The organism is Actinacidiphila yanglinensis (genome assembly GCF_900107965.1).
Classification (GTDB): Bacteria; Actinomycetota; Actinomycetes; order Streptomycetales; family Streptomycetaceae; genus Actinacidiphila; species Actinacidiphila yanglinensis.
The window spans coordinates 222,566-242,653 of sequence record NZ_FNVU01000003.1; the positions used below are offsets into that span (position 1 = coordinate 222,566).

18 protein-coding genes are annotated in these 20,088 nt (G+C 74.4%); 5 read left to right on the forward strand and 13 right to left on the reverse strand.

The window, feature by feature from the left end:
* Positions 1–14: 14 nt before the first annotated feature.
* From C4U44_RS07955 to C4U44_RS07975, 5 genes are all read right to left on the reverse strand, one after another.
* Positions 15–2,141: a 3-hydroxyacyl-CoA dehydrogenase NAD-binding domain-containing protein gene (locus C4U44_RS07955; RefSeq protein WP_103884946.1), complete on the reverse strand. Its 2,127-nt coding sequence runs from the start codon at positions 2,139–2,141 to the stop codon at positions 15–17.
* Positions 2,138–3,358 carry a thiolase family protein gene (locus C4U44_RS07960; RefSeq protein WP_103884947.1) on the reverse strand — a complete coding sequence of 407 codons (1,221 nt, stop codon included), beginning with the start codon at positions 3,356–3,358 and terminating at the stop codon, positions 2,138–2,140. The genes C4U44_RS07955 and C4U44_RS07960 overlap by 4 nt, the downstream gene beginning before the upstream one ends.
* Positions 3,359–3,698: 340 nt before the next feature.
* A complete protein-coding gene (locus tag C4U44_RS07965; protein ID WP_103884948.1) occupies positions 3,699–4,952 on the reverse strand; it encodes a ribonuclease D in 1,254 nt (417 codons plus the stop codon).
* Positions 4,953–5,112: 160 nt separating this feature from the next.
* Positions 5,113–5,778: a response regulator transcription factor gene (locus C4U44_RS07970; RefSeq protein WP_103884949.1), complete on the reverse strand. Its 666-nt coding sequence runs from the start codon at positions 5,776–5,778 to the stop codon at positions 5,113–5,115.
* 234 nt (positions 5,779–6,012) lie between these two features.
* Positions 6,013–6,639, reverse strand: a complete 627-nt coding sequence (locus tag C4U44_RS07975) for a DUF3000 domain-containing protein (protein ID WP_103884950.1) — start codon at positions 6,637–6,639, stop codon at positions 6,013–6,015.
* Positions 6,640–6,763: 124 nt separating this feature from the next.
* Here C4U44_RS07975 and hemE point away from each other — a divergent pair, with 124 nt between their 5' ends.
* Positions 6,764–7,810 (forward strand): uroporphyrinogen decarboxylase, encoded by a 1,047-nt coding sequence (gene hemE / locus C4U44_RS07980; protein WP_407642801.1) that lies wholly within the window; start codon positions 6,764–6,766, stop codon positions 7,808–7,810.
* Between the two features lie 263 nt (positions 7,811–8,073).
* Here the strand turns inward: hemE and C4U44_RS07985 are convergent, their stop codons facing one another.
* Positions 8,074–9,012, reverse strand: coding sequence for a DUF4349 domain-containing protein (locus C4U44_RS07985; protein WP_103884952.1), 939 nt, complete (start codon positions 9,010–9,012; stop codon positions 8,074–8,076).
* Between the two features lie 133 nt (positions 9,013–9,145).
* Here C4U44_RS07985 and hemG point away from each other — a divergent pair, with 133 nt between their 5' ends.
* On the forward strand, positions 9,146–10,636 hold the full coding sequence (gene hemG / locus C4U44_RS07990) for a protoporphyrinogen oxidase (protein WP_103884953.1): 1,491 nt from the start codon (positions 9,146–9,148) through the stop codon (positions 10,634–10,636).
* Between the two features lie 4 nt (positions 10,637–10,640).
* Positions 10,641–11,408: a hydrogen peroxide-dependent heme synthase gene (gene hemQ / locus C4U44_RS07995; protein ID WP_235031908.1), complete on the forward strand. Its 768-nt coding sequence runs from the start codon at positions 10,641–10,643 to the stop codon at positions 11,406–11,408.
* 46 nt (positions 11,409–11,454) lie between these two features.
* Here the strand turns inward: hemQ and C4U44_RS08000 are convergent, their stop codons facing one another.
* Positions 11,455–11,865, reverse strand: a complete 411-nt coding sequence (locus tag C4U44_RS08000) for a winged helix-turn-helix transcriptional regulator (RefSeq protein WP_103884954.1) — start codon at positions 11,863–11,865, stop codon at positions 11,455–11,457.
* Between the two features lie 142 nt (positions 11,866–12,007).
* Here C4U44_RS08000 and C4U44_RS08005 point away from each other — a divergent pair, with 142 nt between their 5' ends.
* A complete protein-coding gene (locus tag C4U44_RS08005) occupies positions 12,008–12,940 on the forward strand; it encodes an NADP-dependent oxidoreductase (protein ID WP_103884955.1) in 933 nt (310 codons plus the stop codon).
* Positions 12,941–13,141: 201 nt separating this feature from the next.
* Here the strand turns inward: C4U44_RS08005 and C4U44_RS08010 are convergent, their stop codons facing one another.
* The gene (locus C4U44_RS08010) at positions 13,142–13,840 is read right to left on the reverse strand and encodes an aminoacyl-tRNA hydrolase (protein WP_103884956.1); all 699 of its coding nucleotides are present in this window, start codon (positions 13,838–13,840) and stop codon (positions 13,142–13,144) included.
* A gap of 57 nt (positions 13,841–13,897) precedes the next feature.
* Here C4U44_RS08010 and C4U44_RS43420 point away from each other — a divergent pair, with 57 nt between their 5' ends.
* Entirely contained in the window at positions 13,898–15,541 is a 1,644-nt protein-coding gene (locus tag C4U44_RS43420) for an ATP-binding cassette domain-containing protein (protein ID WP_322973575.1), read from the forward strand.
* Positions 15,542–15,570: 29 nt separating this feature from the next.
* On the opposite strand, the gene C4U44_RS08020 is transcribed toward C4U44_RS43420, so the two are convergent.
* The 5 genes from C4U44_RS08020 to C4U44_RS08040 form a co-directional block, all read right to left on the reverse strand.
* Positions 15,571–16,593, reverse strand: coding sequence for a carbohydrate kinase family protein (locus C4U44_RS08020; protein WP_322973576.1), 1,023 nt, complete (start codon positions 16,591–16,593; stop codon positions 15,571–15,573).
* A 64-nt stretch (positions 16,594–16,657) separates the two neighbouring features.
* The gene (msrB, locus tag C4U44_RS08025; protein WP_103884957.1) at positions 16,658–17,080 is read right to left on the reverse strand and encodes a peptide-methionine (R)-S-oxide reductase MsrB; all 423 of its coding nucleotides are present in this window, start codon (positions 17,078–17,080) and stop codon (positions 16,658–16,660) included.
* A 28-nt stretch (positions 17,081–17,108) separates the two neighbouring features.
* On the reverse strand, positions 17,109–18,545 hold the full coding sequence (gene murC, locus C4U44_RS08030) for a UDP-N-acetylmuramate--L-alanine ligase (protein WP_103884958.1): 1,437 nt from the start codon (positions 18,543–18,545) through the stop codon (positions 17,109–17,111).
* A 93-nt stretch (positions 18,546–18,638) separates the two neighbouring features.
* A complete protein-coding gene (locus C4U44_RS08035) occupies positions 18,639–19,106 on the reverse strand; it encodes an indole-3-glycerol phosphate synthase (protein ID WP_103884959.1) in 468 nt (155 codons plus the stop codon).
* Between the two features lie 129 nt (positions 19,107–19,235).
* On the reverse strand, positions 19,236–20,003 hold the full coding sequence (locus C4U44_RS08040) for a pyrimidine reductase family protein (RefSeq protein WP_103884960.1): 768 nt from the start codon (positions 20,001–20,003) through the stop codon (positions 19,236–19,238).
* Positions 20,004–20,088: the final 85 nt, after the last annotated feature.

Consider the following 20,088-nt stretch of genomic DNA (forward strand, 5'->3'; position numbering starts at 1 on the left):
CCGGGAGCGGTCGGCTACGCCGGGACGCTCGCCACGCCCGGGGCGAGGAACGGCTTGCCGTTCACCCGCGCGGAGACGCCCTCGCGGTCCAGGTAGGGGGTGATGCCGCCCAGGTGGAAGGGCCAGCCGGCGCCGGTGATCAGGCACAGGTCGATGTCCTGCGCCTCGGCGACGACGCCCTCGGAGAGCATCAGCCCGATCTCCTGCGCGACGGCGTCCAGCACCCGCTCGCGCACCTGCGCCTCGGTCAGCACCGTGTCGCCCTGCTCCAGCAGCGCCGCGACCTCCGGGTCCAGCACGGGGGCGCCGGAGTCGTGCAGGTAGAAGCCGCGCTTGCCGGCCTTGACCACCGCGGCGAGGTTCGCCGAGACCGTGAACCGGTCGGGGAACGCGCCGTGCAGCGTCTCGGAGACGTGCAGGCCGATCGCCGGGCCGACCAGTTCCAGCAGCACCAGCGGCGACATCGGCAGGCCCAGCGGCTCGATCGCCTTCTCGGCGACCTCGACCGGCGTGCCCTCGTCGATGACGTTCTGGATCTCGCCCATGAAGCGGGTCAGGATGCGGTTGACCACGAACGCGGGCGCGTCCTTGACCAGGACCGCGGTCTTCTTCAGCTTCTTGGCGACCGCGAAGGCGGTGGCCAGCGACGCGTCGTCGGTGCCCTCGCCGCGGACGATCTCCAGCAGCGGCAGCACCGCGACCGGGTTGAAGAAGTGGAAGCCGACCACCCGCTCGGGGTGCTCCAGCTTCGCGGCCATCTCCGCCACCGACAGCGAGGAGGTGTTGGTGGCCAGCACCGCGTCCGGCCGGACCACGGCCTCCAGTTCGGCGAAGACCTGCTGCTTGACGCCCATCTCCTCGAAGACGGCCTCGATCACGAAGTCGGCGTCGCCGAACGCGGTCGCCTTGTCCAGGTGCCCGCTGACCAGCGCCTTGAGCTGGTTCGCCTTGTCCTGGCCGATCCGGCCCTTGCCGAGCAGCTTGTCGACCTCGCCGTGGACGTACGCCACGCCCTTGTCGATCCGGGCCTGGTCGATGTCGGTCAGCACGACCGGCACCTCCAGGCGGCGGGCGAAGAGCAGGGCGAGTTGCGAGGCCATCAGGCCCGCGCCGACCACGCCGACCTTGGTCACCGGGCGGGCCAGCGCCTTGTCGGGCGCGCCGACCGGGCGCTTGCCGCGCTTCTGCACCAGGTTGAAGGCGTAGATGCCGGCCCGCAGTTCGCCGCCCATGATGAGGTCGGCCAGCGCGGTGTCCTCGGCCCCGAAGCCCTCGTGCAGGTCGCCGCTCTTCGCGGCGGCGATGATGTCGAGCGCGCGGTAGGCGGCCGGGGCGGCGCCGTGCACCTTGCCGTCGGCGATCGCGCGGCCGCGGGCAACCGCCCGGTCCCACGCCTCGCCGCGGTCGACCTCGGCGCGGGCCACCTCGATCTCGCCCTTGAGCACGGCCGCGGTCCAGGCGAGCGACTGCTCCAGGAAGTCGGCGGCGTCGAACAGCGCGTCGGCGATGCCGAGTTCGTGCACCTGGCCGCCCTTGAGCTGGCGGTTCTGGTTGAGCGAGTTCTCGATGATGACGCTCACCGCGCGGTCGGCGCCGATCAGGTTCGGCAGCAGGGTGCAACCGCCCCAGCCGGGCACCAGGCCGAGGAAGACCTCGGGCAGCGAGAACGCGGGCACCGACGCGGAGACCGTGCGGTAGGAGCAGTGCAGGCCGATCTCGACGCCACCGCCCATCGCGGCGCCGTTGTAGTACGCGAAGGTCGGGACCGCCAGCGACTGGAGGCGCTTGAAGACGTCGTGGCCGCCGCGGCCGATGGCCAGCGCGTCCTCGTGCCGCTTCAGCAGTTCCACGCCCTTGAGGTCGGCGCCGACCGCGAAGATGAACGGCTTGCCGGTGACGCCGACACCGACGATGGCGCCGTCGGCGGCCTCCTTCTCGACCTGGTCGAGGGCGGCGTCGAAGTTCGCCAGCGACTGCGGGCCGAGCGTGGTCGGCTTGGTGTGGTCGAAGCCGTTGTCCAGGGTGATCAGCGCGAACCGGCCCGCCCCCGGCAGGTCGAGGTGGCGCACCTGCGCGTGCGTGACGACCTCGTCCGGGAACAGCTGGGCCGCGCCCTTCAGCAGCTCTGCGGTGGTGGTCACTTGCCGCTCCCGTCGAAGTGGGGGTTCTCCCAGATGACCGTGCCGCCCATGCCGAAGCCGACGCACATCGTGGTGATGCCGTAGCGCACCTGCGGCTGCTCCTCGAACTGCCGGGCCAGCTGCGTCATCAGCCGCACCCCGGAGGAGGCCAGCGGGTGGCCGAAGGCGATGGCCCCGCCGTACTGGTTGACCCGCGGGTCGTCGTCGGCGATGCCGTAGTGGTCCAGCAGGGACAGCACCTGGACGGCGAACGCCTCGTTCACCTCGAACAGGCCGATGTCCTCGATGCCCAGGCCCGCCTTGGCCAGGGCCTTCTCGGTGGCCGGGATCGGGCCGACGCCCATCACCTCGGGCTCGACGCCGGCGAAGGCGTACGCCACGAGGCGCATCTTCACCGGCAGGTCCAGCTCGCGGGCCACGTCCTCGGCGGCGAGCAGGGAGGCGGTGGCACCGTCGTTGAGCCCGGCCGCGTTGCCCGCGGTGACCCGGCCGTGCGGGCGGAACGGGGTCTTCAGCCCGGCGAGTTGCTCCAGCGTGGTGCCCGGGCGCATCGGCTCGTCGGCGGTGGCCAGGCCCCAGCCGGTCTCTCCGACCTCGGGATCGGTGCGGCGGATCGCGATCGGCACCAGGTCCTGCTGGATCTTGCCGTTCGCGTACGCCTTCGCGGCCTTCTCCTGGCTGCGGACGGCGAACTCGTCGGCACGCGCCTTGGTCAGCTGCGGGAAGCGGTCGTGCAGGTTCTCCGCGGTCATGCCCATGAACAGCGCGGACTCGTCGACGAGCTTCTCCGAGACGAAGCGCGGGTTGGGGTCCACCCCCTCGCCCATCGGGTGCCGGCCCATGTGCTCCACCCCGCCGGCCACGACCACGTCGTACGCGCCGAAGGCGATGCCGCCCGCGGTGGTGGTCACCGCGGTCATCGCGCCCGCGCACATGCGGTCGATCGAGAAGCCGGGCACGGTGGTCGGCAGCCCCGCGAGGATGCCGGCGGTGCGGCCCAGGGTCAGGCCCTGGTCACCGATCTGCGTGGTGGCCGCGACCGCCACCTCGTCGATCCGCGCCGGGTCGAGACCCGGGTTGCGCCGCAGCAGCTCGCGGATGGACTTGATCACCAGGTCGTCCGCGCGGGTCTCGTGGTAGATCCCCTTCGGGCCCGCCTTGCCGAACGGTGTGCGGACGCCGTCGACGAAGACGACCTCCCTCGCGGTACGGGGCACGGTGCCACCTTCCCTTTTCTTTGTGTTCGCTCGCCTCCGGGCGCATGAACCCGGTGTCGACGGTCGCCTTTTTGTGTTCGCTCGCCTCCGGGCGCTTGAACCCGGTGTCGACGGTCGTCGCTCCCGCGCTCGTTCCTCGCTTGTCGCTTCTCCACTTTCGACACCGGCGCGCCCTTCGGCTCGCTCACCGGCGAACCCGGGGGAAGGTGACCGTGCGGGGGGACGCACTCCGTGAGGTGAACGCGGGGTCTGACGCACCCAATGCTACTCGCGGGTAACTGGTGTGCATACTCCCACCCCGGCATGCGGTGGAGGTCACATCCGCGGGCCCCGCCCCGGGCTACTCGGGGGCGGGGGCGGGCGGCTGCGCGGTGAGGGCCTGGGTGAGCAGGGGGGTGGTGAGGCTCACCTGCCAGGGCCGGGCGCCGAAGGAGGTCAGCGTGCTCGCCACCACCTCCGGGGTGATCGCGGACGGCGGCGCCCAGCAGATCCGGCGGACGGTGTCCGGGGTGAGGAGGTTCTCCTGAGGGAGGTTCAGCTCCTCGGCCAGCGCGGAGACGGCGGCGCGGGCCGCGGACAGCCGGGCGGCCGCCGCCGGGTCCTTGTCGGCCCAGGCGCGCGGGGGCGGCGGGCCGGTGTACGACGCGGTGGGCTGCGGGAGTTCGCGTTCGGGCAGCGCGCGGGCGTGGTCGATCGCGGCCTGCCACTGCTCGAGCTGGCGGCGCCCCATGCGGTGGCCGAAGCCGGGCAGCGCGGCGAGCGCGTGGACGTTCGGCGGGGACTCCAGCGCGGCGGCGACGATCGCCGCGTCGGTGAGCACGCGGCCGGGGGAGACGTCCCGCTCGCGGGCGGTACGGTCCCGCGCCTGCCACAGCTCGCGCACGATGCCGATCTGCCGGCGCCGGCGCACCTTGTGCATCCCCGAGGTGCGGCGCCAGGGGTCGACCCGCGGCGGCGGTGGCGGGGCCGCGGCGATCGCGGTGAACTCCTGGAGCGCCCAGTCCAGCTTGCCCTGGCCGCGCAGCTCCTCCTCCAGCGCGTCGCGCAGGTCGACCAGGAGCTCCACGTCGAGTGCCGCGTAGCGCAGCCACGGCTCGGGCAGCGGTCGGGTGGACCAGTCGACGGCGGAGTGGCCCTTCTCGAGGGTGAAGCCCAGGACGTTCTCCACCATCGCGCCCAGCCCCACGCGGGCGAAGCCGGCCAGCCGGCCGGCGAGTTCGGTGTCGAACAGGGAGGTCGGACGCATGCCCAGCTCGAGGAGGCAGGGCAGATCCTGGGTGGCTGCGTGCAGCACCCACTCGGTTCCGGCCAGTGCCTCGTCCAGAGCGGACAGGTCCGGACATCCGACGGGGTCGATCAGCGCGGTCCCTGCCCCGGCACGGCGCAACTGGACCAGATAGGCCCGCTGCCCGTAGCGGTAGCCGGAGGCGCGCTCGGCATCGACGGCGACCGGACCGGAACCTGCGGCGAACGCCGCGACGACTTCTGCGAGTGCCTCCGGGCTGGCGGTCACCGGCGGGATTCCCTCGCGCGGGTCCAGCAGCGGGACCGGCGCCGATGGTTCCTGGGTTGCGGTCTCTCTGGCGTCGGTCACCTGTCAAGGGTAGCCGTGGTGAGCGGCTGCGGTGGATCTCCGTCACGGCACGATTGCCGACCGGTCGGGGTCGCGGGCGGGGACGGGGGGTGTCCGGGCGGTGTCCGGCGGGCCGCGGCGCCCTGCGGCGGAACGTTCCGCCGCAGGGCACCGGCCGGTCTCAGTGGATGATGCCGGTGCGCAGGGCCACCGCGACCATGCCGGCCCGGTCGCCGGTGCCGAGCTTGCGGGCGATCCGCGCGAGATGGCTCTTGACGGTGAGCGCGGACAGGCCCATCGACACGCCGATCGCCTTGTTCGACTGGCCCTCCGCGACCAGCCGCAGCACCTCGACCTCGCGGCCGGACAGCTCGCGGTAGCCGCCTGGGTGGCCCGGCACGCCCGGCGGGCGGCGCTGCATGCGCGCCGCGGTGGCGCCCAGCGGGGCCAGGCCCGGGCGGCCGGCCAGCGCGCCCGCGGTGTTGCGGGTACCGGTGACCACGTAGCCCTTCACGCCGCCGGCCAGCGCGTTGCGCACCGCACCGATGTCGTCGGCGGCGGACAGCGCCAGGCCGTTGGGCCAGCCCGCGGCCCGCGTCTCGGCGAGGAGGGTGAGGCCGGAGCCGTCGGGAAGGTGGACGTCGGCGACGCAGATGTCGCGGGGGTTGCCGACCCGGGGCCGGGCTTCGGCGATGGAGGAAGCCTCGATCACGTCCCGGACTCCGAGCGCCCACAGGTGTCGGGTGACAGTGGAGCGAACCCGGGGATCGGCCACGACGACCATGGCCGTCGGCTTGCTGGGACGGTAGGCGACCAGGCTCGTGGGCTGCTCGAGAAGAACGGACACCGGGCCTCCTGTGCAAAGGGGACTGAAACGGTCACAGTCTCCTTCGGCAGCATTTGCTCCCGGCTTTAGAGAAAGATCACGATTTGTTGCGGAACAATTCCGGCAAATCGGACGGCCGATCGAACGGGCCCGTGTCGGCCCGGGAGCCCGGCCGCCGGGCGCGCCCGCGACCGCCGGCGGCGCGGTCCGCACCGGCAGGGCAGGCGGCCCGGTCGGCGGCAGCGCCGCGACCTGTCAGGTCCTGCGCTTCGGCAGCGGCACCACGCCGCCGGCCGGCCGCCCCGACGGGTCGGGGCCCTCGGCCGGCGGCAGGCCCGCGCAGGCGCACAGCAGGTCGCACCAGGCCACCAGGTGCGCGGCCGCGTCGGGACCGTCCGCCCCCGGCCGGTCCTGCGGTGTCCAGGACGCCCGGATCTCGATCTGCGTGTCGTCCCTGCGGTCCGACAGGCTGCCGAAGTAGTGGGAGGACGCGCGCGAGACGGTGCCGCTGGGCTCGTGGTAGCCGGCGCTGCGGGCCGCGAGCGCCCCGGTCAGCCACGACCAGCTCACCTCCGGCAGCAGCGGGTCGCCCGCCATCTCCGGCTCCAGCTCGGCCCTGGCCAGCGTGACCAGCCGGAACTCGCCGTGCCAGGCGTCATGGCCGTCCGGCTCGTGCAGCAGCACCAGCCGGCCGTCGGCCAGCTCCTCCCCGTCGGCGACCACCGTCGCCTCCAGTGCGAAGGCGTACGACGCGAGCCGGCGCGGCGCCGGCACCTCCTCGATCCGCACCTCGGTGCGGACCCGGGCGGTCCGCAGACCGTCCACCGCGCGCCGGAAGGAGAAGGGAGCCTCGTCCGCCGAGTGCCCGTGAACCGCAGCCATGCCCGGAAGACTAGGCCGCCACCCAGCTTCGCGCTCGCACCAACACCCCCTCGAACACCGCCTGATGCCCTCGCGCGCCGGTGCACGGGCGAGAGGACGGCCCGGCCGTGGGAGGATACGGGGTGTGAGTGCGCACCAGCAGACCGCTGCTTCCCCGTTCATCCGCGCCTGCCGGCGCGAATCCGTGCCGCACACCCCGGTGTGGTTCATGCGGCAGGCCGGGCGATCGCTGCCCGAGTACTTCAAGGTGCGCGACGGCATCTCGATCCTGGAGTCGTGCACCCGCCCGGAACTCGTCGCCGAGATCACCATGCAGCCGGTGCGGCGGCACGGCGTGGACGCGGCGGTCTACTTCAGCGACATCGTGGTGCCGCTCAAGGCCATCGGCATCGACCTGGACATCAAGCCCGGGGTCGGCCCGGTGGTCGGCGAACCCATCCGCACCCGCGCCGACCTCGCGCGCCTGCGCGCCCTGGAGCCCGACGACGTCTCGTACGTGACCGAGGCGATCGGGCTGCTCACCGCGGAGCTCGGCGCCACCCCGCTGATCGGCTTCGCCGGCGCGCCCTTCACCCTGGCCAGCTACCTCGTGGAGGGCGGCCCCTCGCGCAACCACGAGCGCACCAAGGCGATGATGTACGGCGAGCCCGAGCTGTGGCACGACCTGCTCGACCGGCTCGCCGACATCACCGTGGGATTCCTCAAGGTGCAGATCGAGGCGGGCGCCAGCGCGGTGCAGCTCTTCGACTCCTGGGTCGGCGCGCTCGCCCCCGCGGACTACCGGCGCTACGTCATGCCCACCTCCGTGAAGGTCTTCGACGCGGTCAAGGACTACGGGGTGCCCCGGATCCACTTCGGCGTCGGCACCGGGGAACTGCTCGGGCTCATGGGCGAGGCCGGCGCGGATGTCGTCGGCGTCGACTGGCGGGTGCCGCTCGACGAGGCGGCCCGCCGGGTCGGCCCCGGCAAGGCGCTCCAAGGCAACCTCGACCCGTCCGTCCTCTTCGCCCCCACCTCCGCGGTCGAGGCCAAGGCCACGGAGGTGCTGGACGCTGCGCGTGCGTCGGGGACCGGGCACATCTTCAACCTCGGGCACGGCGTTCTCCCGAGCACCGATCCCGACGCGCTCACCCGTCTCGTCGAGTACGTCCACGAACAGTCGCGGCGCTGACGGTGCCCTGACCCGCCCGGCTGCCCCGTCCTGTTGCGACGGGACCTTGCGGTCCGGCTGTGATTGCTCGCGCAGTTCCCCGCGCCCCTGGCTGGTGCGGTCCCTCCGCGAAAGGAGGGTCACCACCAAGGGGCGCTGGGGGCACTCCCCCTGGCTTCACCGGGGGCACCCCCACCCAGCCGCCAGGCTGGGGGAGGAACCGCGCGACAAGCCCACCACCGGCAGGCGGCCCCTCGACGGGCAGGACGGGGCACCCCGGAGGGTCAGGGCACCCTGCGCCGGAGGCGGTACGCGAGGTAGCCGACAAGCGCGACCACCGCGAGGAACGGCAACGCGACCGCGAGGGCGACGAGCAGCCCGCGGACGGCGACGGTGAACCCGTGCCACCCGACGGCGAACGCGTGCCCGACGGTGGACCAGAACCCGCGATGCCCCGCCGGCCTGGCGACAGCGGCCTTCACGGGCGGCTCGGACAGCTTGAGCGTGATCGTCGCGAGGTCGGTGCGGGACGTGAGGGACTTCTGCTGTGCCTCGAGCGACTCCAGCGCGGACTCGCGGGTGCTCAGCTCCCCCTCCAGGGACACCACGTCGGTGAGGTCGGTCGCCTTGTCCATCAGCGCCCGCACCCGCGCCACGCTGGCCTGCTGCGACGTGATCCGGCTTTTGACGTCGACGACCTGGCCGGTGACGTCCTGCACGTTCACCTTGCGCTCCAACAGCTTCCCGAGCGAGCCGAGTTCGGCGAGCACCGCGTCGTAGCGGGACGGCGGCACCCGGAGCTGGATGGTGGAGGCGGCCCGGCCGTGGGCGTCGACGGTCGTGGTCTCGTCGCCCGCGTAGCCGCCGGCCCGGTCGGCGTCCTGGCGGGCTCTGGCGAGCTGGTCCTGTACGTGCGGGGTGCGCACGCTGAGGGTCGCGGTGCGCACCACGTAGGTCGCCGGCGTCGCGGCGGGCGCCGTACCGGACCGGGTGGTGCCGGAACCGGTGGCGCCGGACGGCGTCGGCGTCGCGGCGTCGTACGGCGCGGAGTCCGCCTGCTTCGCGCCCGCCGCGTCGTCCCGCTGTGCCGACGACGCGTCACCGCCCGACGCGCTGCACCCCGCGACCGCGACGGCCGCGGCCAGCACCAGGGCGCAGCACGCCCCGATCCGCCGCCGGTTCCCCCGCCGGACCGCTCTTCGCCACACCTGCGTGTTCGTCATCAAATCCCCCCGATGTCAGGGCCGTTGGCGTACGAGTGCCGGTTGGACGCGGGGTGCTCGCGGTGGGTTTCGGCCCGGCGGTCCCGAAGGGGTCACGTTCGGAACTCGTTCCGGCGTCTGCGACAGTGGAGCCATGAGCCAGACGCGGGACGGCCGGGACGACCGAGGCGAGCAGGGCGGGCGCGGCGGCCCGGACGGCGGCGCCGGGGCCGCGGGGCATGTCGTGGTCGTCGGCGGCGGGATCTCCGGGCTCGCCGCGGCCCTCGACCTGGCCGCGGGCGGTGCCCGGGTCACCCTGCTCGAAGCGTCCGAGCGGCTGGGCGGGAAGCTGCACGCCGACGAGATCGCCGGAGTGCCGGTCGACCTCGGCGCCGAGTCGATACTGGCCCGGCGGCCGGAGGCGACAGCGCTGGCCCGCGAGGTCGGGCTCGGCGACGACCTCCAGCCGCCCGCCGTCGGGGGCGCGGCGCTGTGGACCCGCGGCCGGCTGCGCCCGATGCCCCAGGGCCAGGTCATGGGCGTGCCGGGCGACCTCGCACCGCTCGCCTCCTCCGGGGTGCTGTCCGCCGCCGGCCTGGCCCGCCTCCCGCTCGACCATGTGCTGCCCCGCACCGAGATCGGCGAGGACACGGCGGTCGGCGGGTACGTCGCCGCCCGGCTCGGCCGGGAGGTGGTGGACCGGCTGGTCGAACCGCTGCTCGGCGGGGTCTACGCGGGCAACTCCTACGAGATCTCGCTGCGCGCCGCCGTACCGCAGCTCTACGCCGCCGCCCACGAGGGCCGCTCGCTCATCGAGGCGGTCCGCGGCCTCCAGCGCAAGGCGGCCGCGGCCGGCGCCGGCGGCCCGGTCTTCAACGGCATCCGCGGCGGGATCGGCCGGCTGCCGCTCGCCGTGGCCGCCGCGTGCCGCGCCGCCGGGGTGCGGATCGAGACCGGCACCCCGGTGCGGGAACTGCGGCGTACCGGCCCGCACGGCTGGCGGATCGGCCTGGACGGCCGCGCGCTGGCCGCCGACGCGGTGGTGATCGCCGTGCCCGCGCGTGCCGCGGCCGACCTGCTCGCCGCCGAGGCACCCGCCGCCGCCGCCGAGTTGGGCGCGGTGGAGTACGCGAGCATGGCGCTGGTCACCATGGCCTTCCGCCGCCGCGACGTGCTGGCCCTGCCACTCAGCAGCGGCTTCCTGGTGCCGCCGGTGGACGGCCGGACGATCAAGGCGGCCACCTTCTCCAGCCGCAAGTGGGGCTGGCTCGACTCCGCCGGGGGCGACACCTTCGTGCTGCGGACCTCGGTCGGGCGGCACGGCGACACCGCCGACCTGGCCTGGGACGACACCGACCTGGTCCGGCTGTCCCGCGAGGACCTGGGCGAGGCGGTGGGCCTGCGGGCCGCGCCGATCGCGGCCCGGGTCACCCGGTGGACGGGCGGGCTGCCGCAGTACGCGGTCGGGCACGTGGACCGGGTACGGCGCCTGCGCGAGCAGGTCGGGAAGCTGCCGGGCGTGGCGCTGTGCGGCGCGGTCTACGACGGGGTGGGCATTCCCGCGTGCGTCGGCAGCGGGCGCCGGGCGGCCGCGGAGGTACTCGCCACCCTGGTGCCGGGTGCCCCGGACGGCGCGGGAGAATAGCCGTATGACCGATTCGACCGCCGATCGCGCCCTCGACTCCGCCGCAGCGGCAGCAGCGGCAGACGCCCAGAACCGGCCCGCCAACGCGGGCAAGAAGGCCAAGGACCTCAACGAGGTCATCCGCTACACCCTCTGGTCGGTCTTCCGGCTCAAGGACGTGCTGCCGGACGACCGCACCGGCTACGCGGACGAGGTGGAGGAGCTGTTCGCACAGCTCGCCGCGAAGGACGTCACCGTGCGCGGCACGTACGACCTGTCCGGGCTGCGGGCGGACGCCGACCTGATGATCTGGTGGCACGCGGAGACCGCCGAGGCGCTCCAGGACGCGTACAACCTCTTCCGCCGCACCCGGCTGGGCCGCGCGCTGGTCCCGGTGTGGTCCAACATGGCGCTGCACCGGCCGGCGGAGTTCAACAAGTCGCACGTCCCGGCCTTCCTCGCCGACGAGGAGGCGCGCGCGTACGTCAGCGTGTACCCGTTCGTCCGCTCCTACGACTGGTACCTGCTGCCCGACGAGGACCGGCGCCGGATGCTCGCCGACCACGGCAAGATGGCGCGCGGCTACCCCGACGTGCGGGCCAACACCGTGGCGTCCTTCTCGCTCGGCGACTACGAGTGGATCCTCGCGTTCGAGGCGGACGAGCTGCACCGGATCGTGGACCTCATGCGGCACCTGCGCGCGTCCGAGGCGCGGCTCCACGTCCGCGAGGAGGTTCCCTTCTACACCGGGCGCCGCCGCCCGGTCGCCGAACTGGTCGCCGGGCTGGCCTGAGCCGGCACCCCCGGCCGGTGCTCCCGGCCGGGGGCCGCGGTACGGCTCACGCGCCGGCCGCGTCCCGCGCGTCGTACGCCTCCCGGGACGTGAGTACCTGCGCGATGTACTGCTCGGACCACGCCTTCACCGCGCCGAGCACGGGGAGCAGTTCACGGCCCATGGGGGTCAGTTCGTAGTCCACCCGGACCGGCACCGCCGGGGTCACGGTGCGCTCCACCATGCCGTCGCGTTCCAGCGCGCGCAGGGTCTGGGTGAGCATCTTCTGGCTGACCCCGGCGATGGTCCTGGCCAGTTCCGCGTACCGGCGCGGCCCCTCCGCGAGGGCGCTGACCACCAGCGTCGTCCACTTGTCGCCGAGCCGGTCCAGCAACTGCCGCGACGGGCACTCCGCGACGAACGCGTCGTACGCGGTACGTGCCGCGGCGCGGCGCTGGGCGGCGGTACGCGTGGCCATGGGCTCTCCTCCGGGTGGGGTACGCACTTTCGGGTGCCTACTTACCAGAAGAGAGTAGCTCTCCGTAGGTTCGCAGGGGTCCGCCCGGCCGGGTGGACACCGAGCCGGGCGCACCGCCCGTCGAGCCGTGAGGAGAGCCGTCATGCGTGCAGTCGTGGTCCGGGACTTCGGGGGTCCCGAAGCGCTCGTGGGCATCGACACGGAGATCCCGGAGCCGGGGCCCGGGCAGGTCCGGATCGCGGTGCGGGCGGCCGGCGTCAACCCGGTCGACGTCGGGGTGCGGACCGGCGGGATGGTGGCCGCGGGCTTCACCTGGGCCCGCCCGCAGACGGGGATCGGCTGGGACGTGGCCGGGACGGTGGACGCGGTCGGGGCGGGCACGCGGTTCGCCCCCGGCGACCGCGTGATCGGTCTGGTCTCACGACTGGACCTGGAACTCGGCGGCTACGCCGAGTACGTGGTGCTCGACGAGGCCAACGTCGGCCGGGCGCCGCGCGCGGCGGGATTCGCCGAGGCGGCCACCCTCCCGCTGAACGGTCTCACCGCCGCGCAGGGACTCGATCTGCTCGGGCTGTCCGCGGGTGACTCGCTGCTGGTCACCGGAGCGGCCGGCGGCGTGGGCGGGTTCGCCGTCCAGCTCGCCGTCCTGCGCGGACTGCGGGTGGTCGCGTCCGCGGGGGAAGGGGACGCGGAACTGGTGCGGGCCCTGGGCGCCGACCACTTCGTGCCCCGCGGCGGGCAACTGGCCGACGACGTGCGGCGCCACGTCCCCGGCGGGGTCGACGGGGTCTTCGACGCGGCCGTGTCGGGGGTCGCGGCCCTGGAGGCGTTGCGGGGCGGCGGCGCCTTCGTCGCGGTCGGGCTCGGCGCGGATCCGGTGCCGCGGCACGGCACCCGCGTGGCCAACGTCTGGGTACGCGCGGACGGCCCGCGGCTCACGGAGTTGGCTGCGCTCGCGGACGCCGGTGCGGTCACCCTGCGGGTGGCGGCCACGTACCCCCTGTCCGCTGCCGCGCAGGCCCACGAACGGCTCGCCGCCGGGTCCGTACGAGGCCGCCTCGTTCTCGTCCCCTGACCTGCCCAGCTGCCCCGTCCTGCCGGCAACGGGACCTTGCGGTCCGCGGTGGTTGTTCGCGCAGTTCCCCGCGCCCCTGACTTGTGCGGGTCCCTCCGCGAAAAGAGCCGCACATACCCAGGGGCGCGGAAAACTGCGCGAGTGACCCACCACCGGCAGGTGGTCCCTCGACCGGCGGGCAGGGGCACCCTGGGGGTCGCGTTACCCCAGCAACGCGGGGTGCTGGGCGATCACCGTCGCCGAGTCCGGTGCCACCTCGGTGAAACCGGCGTCGCGGACCACGGGGAGCCCGGACGCGGCGAGCCGTGACCACTCCGCGGGGGAGGCCGTGCGGACCGCGAGGGGGAAGCCGTCCTCGCGCCAGGCGCGGCGCTGCTCGGCGTCGAGTTCCCACCAGGCGAGCTGGGCGCCGTGCCCGGCCTGGGCCATGGCCTTGCCCGCGGACATGGCGACGTCCGGCGCCATCCAGAGCACGGGGTGGACGGGGTCGGCGGGCGGCGGCGGCTCGGGGTCGTCGAGTTCGGTGCCGGACACCTGGAGCCGGGACAGATCCTTGGGCCAGCCGTCGAGCGGGATCGGGGGGAAGACCCGGACCTCGGCGGTCTTGCCGGTGACGGTGATCCCCGGCAGCGCCTCGGCGCGCTGCCACTCGCTGCGGCGGGCGCGCCGCACGACCTTGCGGATGCGGGCGTCCTGCCAGGCGTGGACCGCGGCCGTCCACTCGCCGTCCTCGGCGGTCGCCCGCTCGTCGGACAGCAGGGTCAGGACGGCCCGGGCCGCCGTCTCGAGGGCGTCGGTGCGGGCCGGCGGCGTCTCGCGCTCGATCCGGACCACGAGGGGCAGGACGTACTGGGGCGCGGCGTCGCGGTCGGTCGCCTCGTGCTGGAAGGGGCTGCTCACCCGGCCAGTGTCCCACCGGCGCTTTGCGGGCCCCGCGGGGTGGGTCAGGATGGGGGCGTGCTGGACGCGAACGGGCCGCGGCCCGAGGGGCTGCGGCTCGACGAGGTCGGGCGGCGCTACGGGTTGCGCGGCCCCTGGGTGCTGCGGGACGTGACGCTGGACGCGCCGGGCGGCTCGCTGGTGCGGGTCGAGGGCGCCAACGGCAGCGGGAAGTCCACGCTGCTGCGGATCGTCGCGGGAGTGGACCGGCCGACTTCCGGGCGCCTGCTCGGGCGGCCCGCGGCCGGCACGGCGTACGTCCCGGAACGGTTCCCGGCCGCGCTGCCCTTCCCCGTGCTGCGCTACCTCACCCATCTCGGCGCCATCCGCGGGCTGCCGCCGGACCTCGCCCGGGCCCGGGCCCAGCACTGGCTGGAGCGGTTCGGCGTCGCCGGTCACGCCCGCACCCCGCTCGACCAACTGTCCAAGGGCACCAGCCAGAAGGTCGCCGTCGCGCAGGCGCTGCTCGCCGATCCGGAACTGCTCGTCCTCGACGAGGCGTGGACCGGCCTGGACACCTCGGCCCGCGCGGTGCTCGACGACGTGGTGCGCGAGCGGGCCGGCGCGGGGGCGACCGTCTTCTACGTCGACCACGACCCGCACCGCCTCGCCGGTGAGGCGACCGCCGTGTACGCGGTGGCCGGGGGCGGTGAGGTCCGGCAGGTCGCGGGCGGCGCGGGCCCGTACCCGTACCGGGACACCGCGGCCGGGCACGTGGTCATCGAGGCCGCGGGCGACGGTGAAGTGCCGCCCGCGGTCCGGCCGTTCGGGCCCCGTCCGGCCGTCGGCGGGCGGCTGACGGTCGAGGCGCCGGCGGGGGAGTCCGACGGCGTGCTGCGCGCGCTGCTCGGCGCCGAGCCGCCCTGGCACATCGAGGCGGTCCGCACGAGCGCGCCGCCGCCCGGTCCGCCGGTGCCCGGGGCGACGCCGCCCGCGCGGGAGACGGCCGGTGCCGCCCCCGCCGGCCGCCCGCGGCGGACGCTCGGCGCGCTGGTCCGCTACCAGTCCGACCTGATGCTGCGCTCGCACCGCTGGCTGCCGCCGCTCCTCCTCTACGGCGCCGTGATGGGCATCGGCGTGGCCGGCGGCCAGCCGCTGCTCGGCTCGCTGGGGTACGCGGGCGCGCTGCTGCTGCCGGTCGCCGCGTGGCTGGTGCGGGTGTGCGCGACGGGTGAACCGGGGGCCGCGCGGGCCTGCACGGCCTCGGCGGTGGGACCGGGCCGCGCGCACCTGGGGGCGCTGCTCGCCGCGCTGGCCGCCTCCACGCTGCTCGCGCTGGCCGGTACCGGGGTCGTCGCGGTGGTCAGCGGGGCGCACACGGACGATCTGACGGTCGCCGTCCCGGTCGGCCCCGCGGTGCTGGCCGGGCTGATGGCCGCGGCGGTGTCGGTGCTGCTCGGCACGGCGGTCGGCGCGCTGACGAATCCGCCGCTGCTGCCGGGGACGGGCTGGTCGGTGCTGGTCACGGGGTTCTTCGCAGGCGCCGTCCTGCTGACCACCGGGTCGCCGGCGCAGGCCGCGGTGACCTCGCTCGTGCACGGGTCGCAGACCGGCGCGGTGCACTACCCGGTGGTCGCCCTGGTCGGGGCGACCTGCGCGGCGGTGGCGGCGTTGTGGGTGTCGGTGCGGGCGGTCGCCCGACTGGGAGCCGCGCGGCCCTGACCCGGGACCGTCCGAAACCCGGCAGTGCCTCACGCGCCGGCGGCGGCTCCGCCCGGGAGGGCGTCGACGACGCCCTCCGCCATCGGCGGCGTGACCGCCCGCAGGCAGCCGGCGGCGAGTTCGGCGGCGCCGATCTGCGCCTCGTGGGTGCCGTGGTGCCCGCAGGCAAACGCCCCCGAGACCGCCCCGGCCAGCGCGCACTGGTCGAGATCGCCGCCGTCGAAGAGGGTGTGCAGGAAGGCCGTGACGTAGGCGTCGCCCGCGCCGTTGCTGTCCACCACCGGCAGCTCGGGGCGGACCACCGGGAAGTGCCGGACCAGCTCGGGCCGGGCGCGTTCCACCACGTACGATCCGGCGGCGCCGTCGGTGGCCACCGCGAGACGGGCCCGGCCGCGGGCGATGATCCCGCGCAGGACGTCGGGTGCCCGCCCCGGGACCGCGGCGGCACTCATGAAGAGGTAGTCCGCGCCGTACGCCCACGGGTGCGCCGACGGGTCGGTACCGTTCCAGGCGTGCAGGTCGGTCGACACCGGGACGTCGCGCCGCCGGGCCTCGGCGAACAGTTCGCGGTTGACGTGCGAGCGGGAGAGGTACACGTGCCGGGCGCGGTCCAGGTGCGGACCGCAGAAGGAGACCGGCATCAGCAGGTCGGCCGGGTGGCGGCCGTCGAAGAAGGAGAACCGGCGGCCCTCGCGGTCGACCAGGTTGACGCTGCGCGGGGTGCCGGCCGGAGCGGGCAGGTGGTCGAAGTCCAGGCCGGCCGAGGCGTAGCGGTCCAGGATCAGGCGGCCGAGCATGTCGTCGCCGAGGAAGTCGAGGAACTTGGTGCGGCGGCCCAGGGCGTGGAAGTTCAGCGCCACGCCGTTGCCCGCGTGCGCGACGTAGTCCCGGATCGGCGGCACCGGGAGCGAGTCGCCGCCGGGGATCCGCAGCTCGTCGACCCGGACGACGGTGTCGACACCGCAGCCGCCGACGACGAGGACGTCGTGGTCCGCAGCGTCCTCGGCGCCGTCCGTCATGCCGCTGCTGTCCGTGCCGCTGCTGCCGTCCACGGCCATCCCCCCGGTTCGGTGCGTGACCGATCACCCTACCGGGACCGGGGGAGGAGGCGGGAGGTCAGCTCTCGGCGGGGGCCAGCCGCAGCGAGATCGAGTTGATGCAGTAGCGCTGGTCGGTGGGGGTCTGGTAGCCCTCGCCCTCGAAGACGTGGCCCAGGTGCGAGCCGCAGTTGGCGCAGCGCACCTCGACGCGGGCCATGCCCATCGAGCGGTCCTCGATCAGCTCGACCGCGTCGGACTCGGCCGGGTCGTAGAAGGAGGGCCAGCCGCAATGCGACTCGAACTTCGTGTCCGACCGGAACAGCTCCGCGCCGCAGGCACGGCACGAGTAGACGCCCTCGGTCTTGGTGTCGGTGTACTCCCCGGTGAAGGGGCGCTCCGTACCGGCCTGGCGCAGCACCGCGTACTCCTGCGGGGACAGCTCGGAGCGCCACTGCTCGTCGGTCTTGTCGACCTGGTACTTGCGCGCTTCCTGCGACATGCGAACCTCCTCAGTCGGGCTCGGACGGTCAGTCGGCGAGCCGGGCGAGAATCAGGGGACCGAGGTCCGTCACGTCCCCGGCCCCCATGGTGAGAACGAGATCACCGGGCTTCGCCATTCCCGCCACCAGGTCCACGGCCGCGTCCCGGTCGTGCACGGCCGTCACGTCGGCGCCCGCCGCCCGGGCCGCGTCCACGATCAGCTCGCTGGTGATGCCCGGCAGCGGGTCCTCGCGGGCCGGGTAGATGTCCAGGACCAGCGAGGCGTCGGCCGCCGCGAGCGCGCCGCCCATCTCGGTGCCCAGCTCCTTGGTCCGGCTGAACAGGTGCGGCTGGAAGACCACCAGCACCCTGCCCCGGCCCGCCTGCGGCCCGCCGTCGGTGCCGCCCGTGCCCGTGGCCTGGCGGATCGCGGCCAGATCGGCGGCCATCTCCGTCGGGTGGTGCGCGTAGGAGTCGATCACCTGCACGCCCGCGGCCTCGCCCTTGAGCTGCAGGCGCCGCCTGACCCCGGTGTACTTCGCCAGCGCGGACGCCAGGTTGCGGGCGGGCGCGCCGGCGGCGATGCCCGCGGCCAGGGCGGCGACCGCGTTGTGCGCGTAGTGCCGGCCGGGCACCGAGACAGTGAAGGTGAGCATGCGGCCGTCCAGTAGCACGCTGACCTCGCTGGTCAGCCCGCGCGGGTTGATCCGCGTGATCCGCACGTCCGCGCCCTCGGCCTCGCCGACGGTCACGATCCGCAGGCCGCCGATGTCCCGCACCCGGGAGGTCAGCTCGACCGCGCCGGACTGGTCGGAGGAGATCACCAGGGTGCCGCCGGGCAGCACCTTGCCGACGAACTCCTCGAAGGACGCGTACACCTCCTCCAGGGACGCGTAGTTCGCGTGGTGGTCCAGCTCCACGTTGAGGACCACCGCGACCTGCGGGGCGTACCGGTGGAAGCTGCGGTCCGACTCGTCGGCCTCGGCGACGAAGATCCCGCCGCCGCCGTGCTGCGCGTTGGACCCGGGCGCGTCCAGGTCGCCGCCGATCGCGTACGACGGGTCGAGGCCCAGCGTGCCCAGCGCCACCGCGAGCATGGAGGTGGTGGTGGTCTTGCCGTGCGTGCCCGCCACCGCGATCGGGACGGTGCCCTCCATCAGCGCGGCCAGCGCGTCACTGCGGTGCACCACCGGCAGGCCCCGCTCACGGGCCGCGACCAGCTCGGGGTTCTGCGCGCGGATCGCGCTGGAGACGACCACGGCCGACGCGTCGGGCGCAAGGTGCGCCGCATCATGGCCGATGTGCACGGTCGCGCCCAGTGCCCGCAGCGCCTGCGCCGTCTCGGAGTCCTTCGCGTCGCTGCCCGCCACCCGCGCCCCCCGCTGGGCGAGGATCTTCGCGATCCCCGACATCCCGGCGCCGCCGATGCCGATGAAGTGCGGTCGGTCCAGGTCGGGGGGTACGGGCGGGCCGGACGGGCTCATGCGCGGGTCTCCAGGAAGTGGTGGACGGACGAACCAGGCCACGATTCTTGCATCTCCGCGCGGGCGGCCCCCGCCGCTGCCGCCGCGCCGCGCTCAGTCCTGCTGCGCGAACAGCTTCAGCACCGGCACGCCCACTTTGTGCCGGGCCCGGGAGGTCCAGTCCCGGTGGAAGAACTCCTCCACGAAGTGCGGCGCGGTCAGCACGACCACCTCGTCCGCGCTGTGCTGCTCGACCACATCCTTCAGCTTGTCCAGCGGGTGGCTCTGCACCACCTCGCCCTCGGCCTGCTTGCCGGCGGCCCGCAACGCCTCCACGGAGTGCGCGAGGGAGCGCTCGGCGGGCGGGTAGGCGTCCTGGCCCTCCGGCACCTCGTTCTCCCGGGCGGCGTCGTCGAGGTGGCCGAGCGCCACGTCGTCCACGGCCCGCAGCAGGCGGTCCTGGTCGCCGCGGGGTTGCATGAGAACGACGAAGGAGACCTGCTCGTCACCGTGCAGAGTGGTGACCAGCTCCACATCGGCCGCGGCGAGCGGCCTCTCGATCATGAGTACGGTCGTGAACACGGACGCGTCCTTCTCTCTCGCGAGCGAGGCCCTGATCCTCACCGGGCACCGCTTCCATTGTTCCCGCGGGACACGAAGCGGAACGAAGGAATCCGCTTTTTTCCGCCGCACGTCCCCCGGGAGAGTGCCTTATGCCGTGACCTGCGGCTCCGATCGTTTGACGTAGCGGGTGAACAGGAAGCCGTCCTCCTCCAGCACCGACGCCGGCGCGAAGCGGGCCGGCCCCGCGACCCCCGGCCCGTTCATGATCCGGGGGGCGTCACCGCCGACGGCGAACGGCGACACCGTCAGGCACAGCTCGTCCACCACCTCCGCCGCCGCGAACTGGGCGAGTACCCGCGGGCCGCCCTCGTGCAGCATCCGCGTCAGACCCAGCGCCGCCAGTTCGCGTACCGCGCGCACCGGGTCCACCCCCTCGCCTTCCCCGGCGATCACGACCCGCACCCCCGCGGCCTCGGCCGCCGCCCGGCGCCTCGGGTCGGCCCCGGCGCCCGCCAGCACCAGCGTCGGGGTGCTCGGCGCCGTGTACAGCGGCGCCGTGAAGTCCAGGTCGAGCCGCCGGCTGACCACCGCGACGGCCGGGGCCGGGGTCTGGCCGGCCGCGGCGCGGCGCTCGGCGAACGCCGCGCGGGCCTTCGCCGGGCGGTAGCCCTCCTGGCGGACCGTCTCCGCGCCCACCACGATCACGTCGGCCAGCGCGCGCAGCGTGCCGAAGATCCGCATGTCCGCGGCGGAGGACAGGGCGGCCGACCGGCCCTCGTGGCGGGCGGCGCCGTCCAGCGAGGCGACCATGTTCGCCCGCAGGTAGGGGCCCGCCTCCCGCGGGGGGTACGCGTAGCTCTCCGCCAGGTCGACCGGGTGCGCCGCCGGTCCGGGCGGGGGGAACAGTTGCTGCATTTCCGCAGTCTCCCATCCGTTCCCGGCCGCCTCCGTGCGCGCCGTGCGGTGTCCGGCCGCCCTTCCCCCGCCTGCCCGTCCGGGG

Coding starts and splice junctions, on each gene's coding strand:
- C4U44_RS07975 (WP_103884950.1), bottom strand. CDS start 6,639: ATGGCTGCGGTTCACGGGCACTCGGCGGACGAGGCTCCCTTCTCCTTC.
- C4U44_RS07985 (WP_103884952.1), bottom strand. CDS start 9,012: ATGACGAACACGCAGGTGTGGCGAAGAGCGGTCCGGCGGGGGAACCGG.
- hemG (WP_103884953.1), top strand. CDS start 9,146: ATGAGCCAGACGCGGGACGGCCGGGACGACCGAGGCGAGCAGGGCGGG.
- hemQ (WP_235031908.1), top strand. CDS start 10,641: ATGACCGATTCGACCGCCGATCGCGCCCTCGACTCCGCCGCAGCGGCA.
- C4U44_RS08000 (WP_103884954.1), bottom strand. CDS start 11,865: ATGGCCACGCGTACCGCCGCCCAGCGCCGCGCCGCGGCACGTACCGCG.
- C4U44_RS08005 (WP_103884955.1), top strand. CDS start 12,008: ATGCGTGCAGTCGTGGTCCGGGACTTCGGGGGTCCCGAAGCGCTCGTG.
- msrB (WP_103884957.1), bottom strand. CDS start 17,080: ATGTCGCAGGAAGCGCGCAAGTACCAGGTCGACAAGACCGACGAGCAG.
- murC (WP_103884958.1), bottom strand. CDS start 18,545: ATGAGCCCGTCCGGCCCGCCCGTACCCCCCGACCTGGACCGACCGCAC.
- C4U44_RS08040 (WP_103884960.1), bottom strand. CDS start 20,003: ATGCAGCAACTGTTCCCCCCGCCCGGACCGGCGGCGCACCCGGTCGAC.